This is a genomic window from Sphingobium sp. FW305-3-2-15-F-TSA7 (genome assembly GCF_058787155.1).
In genome coordinates this window covers 31704-45615 of sequence record NZ_JBYSZM010000018.1, presented here as the reverse complement: position 1 = coordinate 45615, position 13912 = coordinate 31704, and the positions used below count along the sequence as shown (strand labels likewise).

At 66.7% G+C, this 13912-nt stretch carries 13 protein-coding genes; 1 reads left to right on the top strand and 12 read right to left on the bottom strand.

Features of this window, described 5'->3' with window-relative positions; all coding sequences use genetic code 11:
- Nucleotides 1-238: 238 nt before the first annotated feature.
- Nucleotides 239-2344, bottom strand: a complete 2106-nt coding sequence (locus AC3WN8_RS15445) for a malate synthase G (protein ID WP_492670340.1) — start codon at nt 2342-2344, stop codon at nt 239-241.
- A gap of 98 nt (nt 2345-2442) precedes the next feature.
- On the opposite strand from AC3WN8_RS15445, the gene AC3WN8_RS15440 reads away from it, so the two are divergent.
- Nucleotides 2443-3324: a LysR family transcriptional regulator gene (locus tag AC3WN8_RS15440; RefSeq protein ID WP_492670339.1), complete on the top strand. Its 882-nt coding sequence runs from the start codon at nt 2443-2445 to the stop codon at nt 3322-3324.
- A gap of 49 nt (nt 3325-3373) precedes the next feature.
- On the opposite strand, the gene AC3WN8_RS15435 is transcribed toward AC3WN8_RS15440, so the two are convergent.
- The 11 genes from AC3WN8_RS15435 to AC3WN8_RS15385 all read right to left on the bottom strand — a co-directional run bounded on the left by AC3WN8_RS15435 (nt 3374) and on the right by AC3WN8_RS15385 (nt 13880).
- Nucleotides 3374-4135, bottom strand: a complete 762-nt coding sequence (locus AC3WN8_RS15435) for an alpha/beta fold hydrolase (protein ID WP_492670338.1) — start codon at nt 4133-4135, stop codon at nt 3374-3376.
- A 13-nt stretch (nt 4136-4148) separates the two neighbouring features.
- On the bottom strand, nt 4149-5012 hold the full coding sequence (locus AC3WN8_RS15430) for a fumarylacetoacetate hydrolase family protein (protein ID WP_492670337.1): 864 nt from the start codon (nt 5010-5012) through the stop codon (nt 4149-4151).
- A 73-nt stretch (nt 5013-5085) separates the two neighbouring features.
- Entirely contained in the window at nt 5086-5574 is a 489-nt protein-coding gene (locus AC3WN8_RS15425; protein ID WP_492670336.1) for a DUF1097 domain-containing protein, read from the bottom strand.
- Nucleotides 5575-5626: 52 nt separating this feature from the next.
- A complete protein-coding gene (locus AC3WN8_RS15420) occupies nt 5627-6877 on the bottom strand; it encodes a metal-dependent hydrolase family protein (protein ID WP_492670335.1) in 1251 nt (416 codons plus the stop codon).
- Nucleotide 6878: 1 nt separating this feature from the next.
- Entirely contained in the window at nt 6879-7310 is a 432-nt protein-coding gene (locus AC3WN8_RS15415; protein WP_492670406.1) for a DUF1636 family protein, read from the bottom strand.
- 233 nt (nt 7311-7543) lie between these two features.
- Nucleotides 7544-8320, bottom strand: coding sequence for a FadR/GntR family transcriptional regulator (locus AC3WN8_RS15410; RefSeq protein ID WP_492670334.1), 777 nt, complete (start codon nt 8318-8320; stop codon nt 7544-7546).
- A gap of 134 nt (nt 8321-8454) precedes the next feature.
- Entirely contained in the window at nt 8455-9426 is a 972-nt protein-coding gene (locus AC3WN8_RS15405; RefSeq protein ID WP_492670333.1) for a DUF6807 family protein, read from the bottom strand.
- 86 nt (nt 9427-9512) lie between these two features.
- On the bottom strand, nt 9513-9941 hold the full coding sequence (locus AC3WN8_RS15400) for a GlcG/HbpS family heme-binding protein (RefSeq protein WP_492670332.1): 429 nt from the start codon (nt 9939-9941) through the stop codon (nt 9513-9515).
- Nucleotides 9938-11251, bottom strand: coding sequence for a glycolate oxidase subunit GlcF (gene glcF / locus AC3WN8_RS15395; protein ID WP_492670331.1), 1314 nt, complete (start codon nt 11249-11251; stop codon nt 9938-9940). Before glcF ends, AC3WN8_RS15400 begins: the two co-directional genes overlap by 4 nt.
- Nucleotides 11251-12387 carry a glycolate oxidase subunit GlcE gene (glcE, locus tag AC3WN8_RS15390; protein ID WP_492670330.1) on the bottom strand — a complete coding sequence of 379 codons (1137 nt, stop codon included), beginning with the start codon at nt 12385-12387 and terminating at the stop codon, nt 11251-11253. Before glcE ends, glcF begins: the two co-directional genes overlap by 1 nt.
- Nucleotides 12387-13880 carry an FAD-linked oxidase C-terminal domain-containing protein gene (locus tag AC3WN8_RS15385; RefSeq protein ID WP_492670329.1) on the bottom strand — a complete coding sequence of 498 codons (1494 nt, stop codon included), beginning with the start codon at nt 13878-13880 and terminating at the stop codon, nt 12387-12389. The genes glcE and AC3WN8_RS15385 overlap by 1 nt, the downstream gene beginning before the upstream one ends.
- Nucleotides 13881-13912 lie beyond the last annotated feature (32 nt).

Genomic DNA, 13912 nt, shown 5'->3' with positions numbered 1-13912 from the left:
GGGTGTTCCCTCTCCTCCCTACGCGAAGCGTGGGGAGGGGGACCGCCCCGGCGCAAGCCGGGGTGGTGGAGGGGAAATGGATGTATCGACCGACACTGCATTCGACAGAATTGTCGGGACGATTCCACTTGAATAGCTGCGCGGTGTCGGCACCGCATTTCCCCTCCACCACCGACCTATGGTCGGCGGTCCCCCTCCCCATCTTCGATGGGGAGGAGAGGGTTTTCGCGTTTGCGGCTCAGGCCTGTTCTTGCTTCGCCAGCAACCGATACCGATGAAGCAGCGGCTCGGTATAGCCATTGGGCTGCGCCGTGCCTTCGAAGACGAGCGCGCGGGCGGCCTGGAGCGCGATCCCCGGCGCGCCCGAGGTGACGAGCGGCTGATAAACGGGGTCGTCCGCATTCTGCGAATCCACCTTGGCTGCCATGCGCGCGAAGGCCGCGTCGACATCCTCGGTCGAACACACGCCGTGCAGCAGCCAGTTGGCGATGTGCTGTGACGAGATGCGCAGCGTCGCGCGATCCTCCATCAACCCGACATCATGGATATCGGGCACCTTGGAGCAGCCGATTCCCTGATCGATCCAGCGCACGACATAGCCCAGCAGCCCCTGGACATTATTGTCGAGTTCGTCGCGGATCTCCTCCGCCGTCCAGTTCTTGCCGGCGGCGAGCGGGACGGCGAGCAGCGTGTCCAGCCCCGCGACGGGTTCCGCCCTGCGCTCGCCCTGCCGGGCGAACACGTCGACCGCGTGATAATGCGTCGCGTGCAGCGTGGCGGCGGTGGGGGAAGGAACCCAGGCGGTGTTCGCGCCGGTGCGCGGATGGCCGATCTTCTGTTCGAGCATGTCCGCCATGCGATCGGGTGCCGCCCACATGCCCTTGCCGATCTGCGCCTTGCCCGAAAGCCCGCAGGCGAGGCCGATCTGCACATTGCGATTCTCATAGGCAGCGATCCAGTCGGACGACTTCATGTCGCCCTTGCGGATCATCGCGCCGGCCTTCATCGAGGTGTGGATCTCGTCGCCGGTGCGGTCGAGGAAACCGGTGTTGATGAAGACGATGCGGTCCTTCACCGCATGGATGCAGGCCGCGAGGTTCGCGGAGGTGCGGCGCTCCTCGTCCATCACGCCCACCTTCACCGTGTGCCGGGCCAGCCCCAGCAGATCCTCGATCGCGTCGAACAGACGGTTGGTGAAGCCCGCTTCTTCCGGGCCATGCATCTTGGGTTTGACAATATAGATCGATCCGGCGCGGCTGTTCACGAAGCGGCCGGTGCGCTTCAGGTCGTGCATCGCGATCACGCTGGTCACGATGCCGTCCAATATGCCCTCCGGCGCCTCGCCGCCGTCCGCCAGCAGGATCGCCGGCGTGGTCATCAGGTGGCCGACATTGCGCACGAACAACAGGCTGCGGCCCGGCAAGGTGACGGTGGTGCCGTCCGGGGCAACGTGATCGCGGTCTTCGTTCAGCGTGCGCGTCATGCTGCGCCCGCCCTTGTCGAAGCTGGCGGTCAACTCGCCCTTCATCAGGCCGAGCCAGTTGGCATAGGCGGCGACCTTGTCCGCCGCATCGACCGCGGCGACCGAATCCTCGAGATCGACGATGGTCGAGAGCGCGGATTCGAGTACGACGTCGGCAAGGCCGGCCGGATCGGTCCGGCCGATCGGGTGGTTGCGATCGATCACCAGTTCGATGTGCAGCCCGTTATGGACCAGCAGCAGATTGTCTCCCCGCGTACCGGCGAATTGGGCGCGATCGGCCAGGTCGGGCGTGCCGCCGGTCCAGTCGGTCCAGCTTCCGCTCGCCAGCGGCACGGCGCGGTCAAGGAACGCCTTGGTCCATGCGATCACCTGCGCGCCGCGCACGGGATCATAGCCGGGGCCGGATGCCGCACCGGGCAGGGCATCGGTGCCGTACAGCGCGTCGTAGAGGCTGCCCCAGCGCGCATTCGCCGCGTTGAGCAGGAAGCGGGCATTGAGCACGGGCACCACGAGCTGCGGGCCGGCGAGCGTCGCCAGCTCGGCATCGACATTCTCGGACGCGATCGCGAAGGGCGCGGGCTCGTCGACCAGATAGCCGATCGAGCGGAGGAACCCGGCATAGGCCGGTCCGTCGACGGCCTGGCCGGCGCGCGCCTCGTGCCATTGGTCGATCTGCGCCTGAAGCGCGTCGCGCTTCGCGAGCAGCGCGGCGTTTTCGGGCGCGAAACGCGCGAACACCGCGGAGACTCCGGACCAGAAGGCTTCGGGATCGAGCCCGGTGCCGGGCAGCGCCTGATCCTCGATGAAGCGGACGAGCTCTTCCGCGACCCGGATGCCTGCCTTGTCGATCATGTCGGCCATCTGCCGTCTCCCTGATGATAATCAGGGTCCAGATAGGCGATAGCCATATCCGCCGGTAGAGTATAAAAAAGAGAGACAGTTTATCGCTCAGGGAAAAGATGATGGACGCCGATCACGCGCTGTTCGCCACCGTCGTCGCGTCCGGCAGCCTGTCCGCCGCGGCGCGTGCGCTGGGCATTTCGCCGGCGATGGTGTCGAAACGGATCGCGCGGCTGGAACAGCGGCTGGGCACGCGTCTGCTCCATCGGACGACGCGGACGATGGAACTGACGCCGCTGGGTGAACAATTCCACCGCGACGTGGTGGACTTGCTGTCCGCGCTCGAAAAGGCGGAGGCCAGGCTGATCGGTGCGGCCGAGCCACGGGGTTCGCTCGTCGTCACAGCGCCGACAAGCTTCGGACGCATGCATGTCGCGCCGCATCTGGCCGGCTTCCTGCGCGCCTATCCGCACATTCAGCTCACCCTCGACCTGACCGACAGTTTCGTCGACATGGTTTCGGGGCGGATCGACATGGCGATCCGCATCGCCCAGGCGAAGGGCGTGGGGCTGGACGGCCGCAAGCTCGCGACGAGCGAGCGCATCCTGTGTGCGGCACCCGACTATCTGGCCCGCAATGGTGCGCCCGAAACGATCGAAGGATTGAAGCGACATCGGTTGCTGGCTGCCGAGGGGCAATGGCCCTGGATCCTGGCGCGCGGCGGCAGGACCATCAATGTCGAGGGGGTGAGCACCGTCCGCACCAATTCGAGCGAGGTGGTGCGCGAACTGGCAGTGGCGGGCGTCGGCATCGCGCTCAGGTCGCTATGGGACGTCAGCGGGGAACTGAAGGACGGACGGCTTGTCCGTGTGCTCCCTGATTATGGCGGGGTCGCCGATCTCGGCATCTTCGCCGTCTATCCGGCCTCGCCCTTCGTGCCCGCGCATGTGCGGGCGCTGACCGATTATCTTGCGGATCTGTACGCCGATCCGCTCTGGTAGATCGGCTTGAGCCGTGCCGGGCCGCCGCTCGGACGGCCCGGCATGATGGTCATGCGGCGTCGAGCAGGAAGTTCAGTGCCGCGTTGGTGATGGTGGAAGGCGCTTCGAAGGTCGCCCAATGGCCGCAGCGGTCGAGCACGCGATATTCGGCGCCGCCGATCGCGCCCGCCAATGCCTTCACGGCGCGGGGCGGGGCGGTGCCGTCCTCGTCGCCGGTCAGCAGCAGCGTCGGCACCGCGATCTTCGCGACGTCGGCGCCCTGGACCGCGGCCAGCGCCTCGCAGGTCAGCGCATAGCCCTCGGGATCCTGGCGCATCAGCATCTCGCGCACCAGCGCCGCGACCGCAGGCTGGTTGGCCTTGGTGTTGGCGGAGGTGCCGCCCTGGACGATGGCGTCGGCAATCCCCGCCATGCCCGATTGGCGGGCGGTGCCGGCACGATCGCGCAGCGCGGTACGGGCGCCCTCGGGTGGAGCGAGCAGCGGGCCGACCAGCACCAGGCTGCGCACCAGATCGGGCCGGCGCACCGCGAGGTGCTGGCAGACGACCGTGCCCAGCGAATGGCCGACGACGTGCCAGCGGCCGCCGCCGTTCGCCTCGATCAGCGCGGCCATATCGTCGGCGAGCGCGACGAGGTCGAGCGTGTCGGGCGTGGCGCTGCGGCCCGATCCGGGCAGGTCCGGGCGGACGCATTTGAAGAAGCGCTGGAGCACCGCCACCTGCGGCGTGAACACGTTGGACGTGCCGCCCAGTCCGTGGACGAACAGGATCGGATCCCCTTCGCCCTGTATTTCCGTAACCCAATTCGACATGATGCTGGCTCCGTTATGCGATGACGTTGCTGAGGCGGCCGAGACCTGTGATCTCGACCGAGACGCGGTCTCCGGGCACCAGATAGCGGGGCGGATCGAAACCGATGCCGACGCCCTCGGGCGTGCCGGTGGCGATGATGTCGCCGGGATAGAGCGTGATGCCCGCGGACAGCGCTTCGATCAGCGTCGGTATGTCGAAGATCAGATCGGACGTGATCGCATCCTGGCGCAATTCGTCGTTCACCCAGCAGCGGACATTGAGATTCTCGGGCTCGACCTCGTCGGCGGTCACCAGCCACGGCCCCATCGGGCAGAAAGTGTCGAGCGACTTGCCGATCAGCCACTGCTTGTGCGTCGACTGAAGGTCGCGGGCCGTCATGTCGTTGACGATCATATAGCCCCAGACATGATCATAGGCATCGGCCTTGGAGATGCCGCGGCCACCCTTGCCGATCACGATCGCCAGTTCGGCCTCATAGTCGACCTTGTCGCTGACGCCGGTCGGGTAACGGATCGGCTGGCCGGTCGCGATCACGCTTTCGGGCACCTTGGAAAAGATGATCGGCGCCTTGGGGATGGCATCGGCCGCGCTCTGCGCGCTGCTGTCGAAACCGCTGCGGGTGAATTCATGCGCATGCGCGTGATAATTCTTGCCGACGCAGAAGATGTTCCGGCGCGGCGCCGGGATCGGTGCGAGCATCTCGACGGCGGACAGGTCCACTCCGTCGCCCGTCGGCACCGGCAGTGCGCCACCCGCGGCATCCCCGGCGATGATGTCGAGCAGGGTCGTGCCGTCGAGCAGCCACGCGCGATTGGCGTCCGGATCGATGATGGCGGCGCATGTCCTTCCGTCATGCCGAACGGTCGCAAACTTCATGATTGGATGTCCTTTCTCTGCGGGGCCGATCGTTGCCCCGATTCCCCGGCTTGATCGGTGCCGGTTTGAATGATCAGTGGCTGTGAATCTTGTGGGCGAAATGCGCGGCCACCCAGCCGCACGCGCCGCCAAAGGCGACGGGCGCGGCGAGCATCGCCAGGCTTTCGAGGCTGGGCTCGAGGTGAGACGCGAAATAGCCCGTCATGCCCAGGAAATAGCCGATGATGCTGTTCACCGGTGGGGTGAGCATCGACAGCATCGCGATCGTCGCCAGGAAGAAGACGACGATGATCAGGGCCAGCGTGCCCAGGCTGTGGATCGAGGCCAGCACCGTGGCGCCGACCATGCCGAGGACGATGCCGAGGATCACGCACGCGATCGCCTGCGCGCCGCCCTTTGCGGTGCCGCCGCCCGTACTGAACGCGCACCAACCCAGGAAGAGCAGCCAGGGCTGGAAACCCGCGACCGCGCAGAGCCCGGAACCGAGCGCCGCGACCAGCCCGACCCACATCGCGACCAGCAGATAGCCCGCATTGCCGCCCTTCGAAACCTGCTCGCTCATCGATCTCTCCCTCTTTTGTGATCCAATGCGTGTGGAATCGTGATCCAATCGCTCAGTGCGTGGGCGGCGCCTTGTGGAAGCTGCCGTCCTTCATCACCGCGGCAATGCGGCTTTCGTCCTGCAGGATGGTGATGTCGGCCAGCGGGTCGCCGTCGACCAGGATCAGATCGGCCAGATAGGTTTCCCGCACTCTGCCCAGCTCGTGCGGCCGGCCCATGGCCTCGCCGCCCGTCGCGGTCGCGGCAACGATCGCCTCCATCGGCGTGAAGCCGAACAGATCGACGAAATATTCGAGATCCTTGGCGTAGGTGCCGTGCGGGGTCCAGGCGAAGCCATAATCGCCGCCGGGGACCAGGCGGATGCCTGCGGCCTTCATCTTCTTCACACCGGCGATGCAGGCTTCGAGTTCGCGATGATAACCCATGTCGCGGGCCATGTCGGGGGTGATCCCCCAGCCGGAGGCGTTGTACGAGGTCTGGTAGAGCCAGGCGACGCCGGGCCCGACGAAATGCCGGTCGCGCACGGCCGCGAGCTGCTCGATCGTCTCGTCGCTGGCGAAGCTGGCGTGATAGATGAATTCGATGCCGTGCTTCAGGCATTGGCGCACGCTCTCGTCGGAGCGGGCATGCGCGGCGATGTAGGTGCCGGGCTTGCGGCGCGCTTCGGCCACTGCCTCGGCGACTTCGTCGTCGGCCATTGGCGTCCGCTCTGCGTCGATGCCGGCGATGTTCTCGCCCGACAGGTTGAGCTTGATGCCGTCCACGCCCTCTTTCAGGAGCTGGCGCACCGTACGCCGCATCTCCATCGGGCCGTTGATCACCTCGACATAGGTATAGGCGGCAACATGGCTGGGATTGAGATCGCCCAGGCCGCCGATGGTGGCGATCTCCGGGCCGTTGGCCAGATAACGCGGGCCGGGCAGCTTGCCCGCATTGATATAGTTGCGGATCACCACGTCCAGCCGCGGCTTCGCGGCGGCGGCGCCCACGCACATGGTATAGCCCATGTCGAGATATTTCCGTGCCGAGCCCGCTGCCTCCAGCACATGTTCCTCCACCGGCATCATGCCGATTGCGTCGAGCGAATCCTGGTCGATCCAGCTGAAATGCGTATGCGCGTCGCACAGGCCGGACATCAGCGTCATGCCGCGCCCGTCGACGATCCGGTGGGGCTCGTGCGGGATCGCGCCGCGATCGCGCTCGACCCGGGCGATGCGATCACCCTCGACCAGCACGTCCGCCTCGAACGGCAGGTCGCCGCCGCTGTCGAGCACGCGGACATTGGTGAACATCGTCGTCGCCATATCAATCTCTCCCGATGCGGGGTGCGCCGCGCATGTGGTCAACCCCTGCGCCCGCATTGCGCGGTGCGATCTGTGTCGCGACGCGGCCGAGAAGCTCGGCCGGCCATTGGTGCGCCGGAACCATGCCGTCCGGCGCGGCGGCATAAAGCGCGGCGAGACGGACGATCGCGTCGGCATCGCCTTCCTCCAGGCCGTCCAGCCGGACGGTCGCCCTGTCCGGCGCGCTCAATTCGATATTGGTGGGGCGCCTGCAGCCCGCGAGGCATGGCACCTGGCGCAGCATGATCCGGTTGCCGAGCACCGGATCCGCCAGTGTCGCGATCCTGCTGGCCAGACGTGCGCCGTGCGTGGAGCCGCGCACGAAGCGATCGCAGCGCACGCACGCCTTGAGCCGAACGGACGACGGCGATGGGCCATGGGTTACGCCGATCATCACGATTGTCTCGTCCGCTCCCCGTTCGTTCGCCAACGGACGAATCTGAACTTACACCAATGTCGCTGATCGTAGACGTTAGTAGCCTATTGCGTCAACAGGGTTCATATTATGCGCAGCGGCTGCCGATCGTGGTGCATGGACGCGTAGCGCACCCGCGGGGAGGCGGATCAGGGCGCAGACAACGCCCCGTTGCGGGTCGATTTATGGATTTTCCGCGGGATTAGCGGGTTTCAGGAGATCTGCAGATTGTCCCGAACGGCCCTGAGATGCGCCAGCGTGAACTCGCGCGCGCGCGCCGGATCGCGGTCCATCAGCGCGCCGACGATATCGACATGCTGTTGCTGATAAAGATCGCGCTGCGCGGCGCTCAGCGAGCGCTGCTTCAAGCGCATCCATTCGGGCTGATTGCGTGCCTCGTTGATCGCCCTGTACATGGTCAGCAGCAGCTCGTTGCGCGCGGCGGACATGATGGCGACATGCAACATGCTGTCCCAATGCTCGAACTCGGGCACGTCTGCTGCCGCGCGCATCCGCTCCAGGCAGGTCTGAATCTGCGTGAAATTCTCGGCGCTCGCGCGATAGGTTGCGAGCTCGGCGGCGGCCGGCTCGATCATCAGCCGCACGTCCATCACATCGGACGGGCTGGCGCCGCGGATCTGGTCGATCAGGCTGCCATCTTCGGCCTGCTCCTTCGGGCGGACAATCGCCGTGGCTGCGGCGGCCGCCTTATAGGCCTCGAACGGCCGCGCCTGCAGCGGCGCCCTGGCGGATGGGTCGGCGACGAAGGAGCCACGCCCGACATGGCGTTCGATGCGGCCCTGCTCCTCCAACTGACGGAGCCCCTTGCGCAGCGTGTTGCGCGATACGCCAAGTTCCTGCTCCAGTTCGCGCTCGGTCGGGATCTTGGTTCCGACCTGCCATAGTCCGTCGGCGATGTTCCGTTCGAACCGGGTCAGCAGGCCTCCGACCGTTTCCCCTGCTCGCTTGCGAACGTTCCGGTCCGTCATATTTTATCGTCGCTTTCCGCAGGCTTGAGCGCGCCGCGGACTCTGGCACGCCAACCCAATGTCGTCAAACCGGACGAGCCGATTGGCTCTGACAGGGGACGGCATTGGATCAGTTCGACCGATGTGGGGCCTGATCAGCCGCGGGCGAATTCCTGGTGCAGCCGGTTGAGGATCGCCGCATCGGCCGGTCCGTCGTGCGAGACCACGCGGTGGCGCAAGGTCAGGCCTTTGCCCGGCTGTATCTCGATCGCCCCCGGCGCGACGATGCACGGATTGACCATGTATGCGCCGCGGATGATGTGCCAGGTCGAAGGTGGGTTGCCGGGATGATCGAGCACCGCGCCGCCCGCGATCTTCCCGTCGGGCGCGGTCGTCGAGAAATCATACCAGGGCCGCGCCGGCCAGTTGAGCTCGTAACTGTCCTGCCAGCTGTCCTTCAGGTCGAGCGGGCCCGAAAGATCGCTGATCACGATCGCACCGCGCGGCTTGGCGCGATAGCAGAAGCCGCCGAACGGATTCTGCGCGATCGTCACCGGACGGTTCGTCGCGGGCATGAATGTGTAGATATAGTCGAACACGTTGCAGCCATGCTGCTGGCTTGCCGTGACGCGCATGGTTTCGATCAGCACATCCTCTCCGTCCGCCTGCCAGGCATTGACGGCTTCCAGAGCGGCGGACGAGCGGCCGGTGGAGAGAAGCCTGGCTGATCGGCTGACGATCGCGCGGCCATCCTTCGGCGCGCGCGCGCCCCAGCCCCACCAGTCGCCGCGCTTTTCGCCGTCGACGTTGATCCAGGCGCAGAAGACACCGCGATGATGCGGATGGTCGGGTGCCGCGACATCGGTGACCATCTCGCCGCCCGGCGTCCAAAGCGGATGGGTATAGGCGGTACCGGGGACGGCCGGGCCCTTCTCGCCGGCCGGCAGCGCGCCATAGAGATAGCGCATCGCGTCGCGTCCGTCCGGGTCGCGGATCAGGATCGCGCTCGCGTCCTTCACGCCGCTGAATTTTCGCGCACGGGCGGCCATGACGGGCTGGTTCGCCATCATCGCCAGCCCTGTGGAGACGAGCATGCCCGCAAGCAGCTCTCTGCGATCGGTATCCATTGATCCTCCTGTATGAAATGGCTCAATCCGCGTTGGCCAATAATGTCGTCGATGTTGCTCATAGGATGCGCCAAGCCGGCCGCCGGTCAGCCCTGCGCCGTGAGTCCGGCGGCGGCGATGCCCGCGAGCGCGCAGATTTCGTCATTGTCGGATGTGTCGCCGGTCACGCCTACCGCGCCGATCGGCTCTCCCGCCGCATCGACGACGATCACGCCGCCGGCCGCCGGGATCACGCCGGTCGGCGCGATCGGCCCGAGCGCGGCGACGAAGGTCGGGCGCTCGGCCGCCATCTCGCCGATCTTGCGGCTGGATATGCCGAGCGCCAGCGCGCCGCCCGCCTTGCCCGCGGCAATGCCCAGCCGCAGCGACGAGGCGCCGTCCTGGCGTTGAAAGGCGATGAGATGGCCGCCGGGATCGAGCACCGCGATGCTCAGCGGCTTCAGGCCCATGCCCGCGCCCTTGTCGAACGCCGCTGTGATGATGCTGTTGGCCTGGGCAAGCGTGATCCGGTTCATTCCGTGGTTCCTGTTGGTTGTAGGTGAGCAAGGGCCTTGGGGACTGGGCCGCCCGTGGCCCAGTCGAGCAACTCGACGGTGTGGACCACGGGCAGCGACGCCCGCTGCCCGATCTGCACGGCGCAGCCGACATTGCCGGTGGCGATGACATCGGCCCTCAGGCGTTCGATGCTTGCGACCTTGCGGTCGCGAAGCTGTCCGGCGATTTCGGGCTGGAGGATATTGTAGACGCCGGCCGAGCCGCAGCAGAGATGTGCGTCCACGGGCGTGACGACGGCAAAGCCCATCTGCGCCAGCAGCCGCTTCGGCGCTTCGGTCACCTTCTGTCCGTGCTGGAGCGAACAGGCGGGGTGATAGGCGACGGTCAGCCCCGGGGATGTACCCGCGGGCAGTTCGATCGTGGCGAGGAATTCGCTGATATCCTTGGCCAGTGCCGAGACCCGCGCGGCCTTGTCCGCATAAAGCGGATCGTCGCGCAGCATATGGCCGTAATCCTTGATCGTGGTGCCGCAGCCCGACGCGGTGAAGACGATCGCATCCAGCCCCTCGGTTTCGGCGACCGCGATCCACGCATCGACGTTGCGCCGCGCCGAATTCAGGCTTTCGATCTCCCGGCCCATATGGTGGACGAGCGCGCCGCAACAGCCTTCGCCGGGCGCGGCCACGACGTCATAGCCGGCACGGTTGAGCAATCGTTCGGCCGCGCTGCGGAATTCGGGACGCAGCACCGGCTCGGCGCAACCCTGGAGCATCGCCACGCGGCCTTTCGCGCCGGCGATGCGCGCGTCGCCGATGTGTGTGCGGGGCGGTACGTGATCGGGCGCCAGCGCCAGCATCGCGGCCAGCGGCTTCTGCCCGGTCGTCCGCGCGAGCGCAGCGCCGATCGGCCGCGTCGCCCGGGCCAGCGTCAGCGCCAGCCGGAAGCGCCTGGGATAGGGCAGGATATGCGCCAGCACCGTGCGATAGAGCCGGTCCATGAACGGCCGCCGATAGCGCTGCTCGATATAGGCGCGGGAATGATCGACCAGATGCATATAGTTCACGCCCGACGGGCAGGTCGTCATGCATGACAGGCAGGAGAGACAGCGATCGATATGCTTGACGATCTCGGGCGTCGGCTGCTGCTCGGTCTCGAGCATGTTCTTGATCAGGTAGATGCGGCCGCGAGGGCTATCGAGTTCGTCGCCGAGCAGGACATAGGTGGGGCAGGTCGCGGTGCAGAAACCGCAATGCACGCATTTGCGGATCACCGCCTCGGACATGGCGGTCGCCGGATCGGCAAGCTGTTCGGGGGAAAAGCTGGTCTGCATCAGGATTGTCCAAAACGACCGGTTTCGAAGATGCCCAGCGGATCGAAGGCGCGCCGCACGCGCGTCTCCAGCGCGGCGATCGCCGGCGGTTGCGCATCGAGGCTCGGCGTGTCCGCCAGGCCGCCATGGCGAACGAGCATGGCATGGCCGCCCGCTTGCCGCGCGGCCGCACGCACATGGTCTGCCGGGCCCGCATGAGTCAGCCACACCAGCCCGCCCGCCCAGTCGACGAGATAGTCGGTGTTCCCGGCCGCAAGGCGCGCGATCAGGTCCGCACAGCCGCGCGATCCGATCGAGATCCGCCAGAGCGCTCCGGTTCCGGCGAGCGGCGACACCGTCCACAGCATGCGCCAATATTCGTCCGCCTCGGCGGCCGGCATGGGCTCCCCGCCAGGCAGCAGGCGCGCGAGCAGTGCCAGGCGCGCCGCCACCGAATGGTCGAAACCCTCGATCCGCAGCGCAGTGACGCCGCCATCGGGCAGATAGGCAGCGGCCGCGACATTGGCCTGCGATCCCATGGCTGCGGCCATGGTCGCAACCGCCTCCGCCGGCATCTGACCGCGCAACGCGAAGGTCGCGGTCGTACGCGGGCGCGGAAGCACTTTCAGCGTCACTTCGGTCAGCGCGGCAAGCCGGCCCCAGCTTCCGCAGACCAGCTTGGACAGATCATAGCCGGTGACGTTCTTCACCACCTTGCCGCCCGCGACGAAGCGCTCGCCCCGCCCGGAGACCGCGGCGAAGCCGAGCAGATGATCGCGCACGCCGCCTGCCGACAACCGCCGCGATCCGCCGACGCCGGCAGCAATGATGCCGCCGATCGTGGCGCTGCCGGCGGGGCGGCCGAAGATCGGTCCGTGATCGAAGGGATCGAAGGCCAGCATCTGGTTCTCGGCGGCGACCAGCCGCTCGATCTCGTCAAGCGGCGTGCCGGCGCCGGCGGTCAGCACCAGTTCGGCGGGATCATAGTCGATCACCCCGGCAAAGCCCGTCATGTCGACGATCTCGGCGTCGGTTTCCGCACGGCCGATGCCGTCCTTGCTGCCGCCGCCGCGCAGGGCGAGCCGATGTCCGGCCTGGCCGGCCGATGCGACGATCGCTTCGAGTTCGTCGGATGTGGTGGGGCGCAGCATGGCCATCAGAAGCGCGGCAGTTCGGGAAAGGGGGTGCGTCCGGCATGGACATGGACGCGGCCAAGCTCGGCGCAGCGATGCAACACCGGAAAGACCTTGCCGGGATTGAGCAGCAGTTCGGGGTCGAACGCGCATTTCAGCCGCTGCTGATGCGCAAGGTCGACCTCCGAGAACATCAGCGGCATCAGGTCGCGTTTCTCGATGCCGACGCCATGCTCGCCGGTGAGCACGCCCCCCATTTCGACGCATAGCCGCAATATGTCGTTGCCGAACGCCTCGGCGCGATCGAGCTCGCCGGGGACGTTCGCGTCGTACAGGATCAGCGGATGGAGATTGCCGTCGCCGGCATGGAAGACATTGGCGACACCGAGCCCATAATGTTCGGACAGCGCAGTGATGCGGCTCAGCACCTCGGGCAGGCAGCGCCGGGGAATCGTGCCGTCCATGCAGTAATAATCGGGCGCGATCTGGCCAACGGCGGGAAAGGCGGCCTTGCGCCCGGCCCAGAAGCTCAGCCGTTCCTGCTCGTTCTGCGAACTGCGGACCGATACCGCGCCGTTTGCGACCGCGATCCGCTCGACCTCGTCGACCAGATGGTCGCATTCGATCGCGGGTCCGTCGAGCTCGACGATCAGCAGCGCATCGACGTCCAGCGGATAGCCGACTTTCACGAAGGCTTCCGCCGCGTGGATGGCGGGGCGATCCATCATCTCCATGCCCGCCGGGATGATCCCGGCCGCGATCACGTCCGCCACGCACTGGCCGGCGCCCTCGGCGGTGGCGAAGCCGATCAGCAGCGCGCGTGCGGTCTCGGGAAGCGGCTGGATGCGCACCGTCACTTCGGTCACCACGCCGAGCAGCCCTTCGGAGCCGACGATGACGCCGAGCAGATCGAGCCCCGCCGGATCGAGCGCCCGTCCGCCGAAGCGCAGCACCTCTCCCGCCATCGTCACCAGCTCGACGCCCAGCACATTGTTGGTGGTGATGCCGTATTTCAGGCAATGTACCCCGCCCGAATTCTCCGCGACATTGCCGCCGATCGAACAGGCGATCTGGCTGGACGGGTCGGGCGCGTAATAGAAACCATCGCCTTCGACCGCGCGCGTGATGGCGAGGTTGGTGACCCCCGGCTGCACCACGGCGATCCGCTCGTCATAGTCGATCTCGAGCACGCGATTGAGCTTGCCCAGGCCGAGCAGCACGGCGTCCGCCAGCGGGATCGCGCCGCCGGAAAGCGATGTGCCCGATCCGCGCGGAACCACCTTGATCCCTTGGGCGTGGCACCAGGCGAGTATGCGGGCGACCTGTTCGGTCGAGTCCGGCAACACGGCGACCATCGGCGGCTGGCGATAGGCGGTCAGCCCGTCGGATTCATAGGTGCGCAGCGCATCCGCGTCGTCGATCACGCCCTCACCCGGCACGATCAAACGCAGCGCGGCGACGATCTCCGTGCGCCGCGCCAGAATGGCCTGATCGGGGGACGGCATTTTCAACGCCATTGGTCTCGCTCCGGTAAAAAGATGTCCGATCC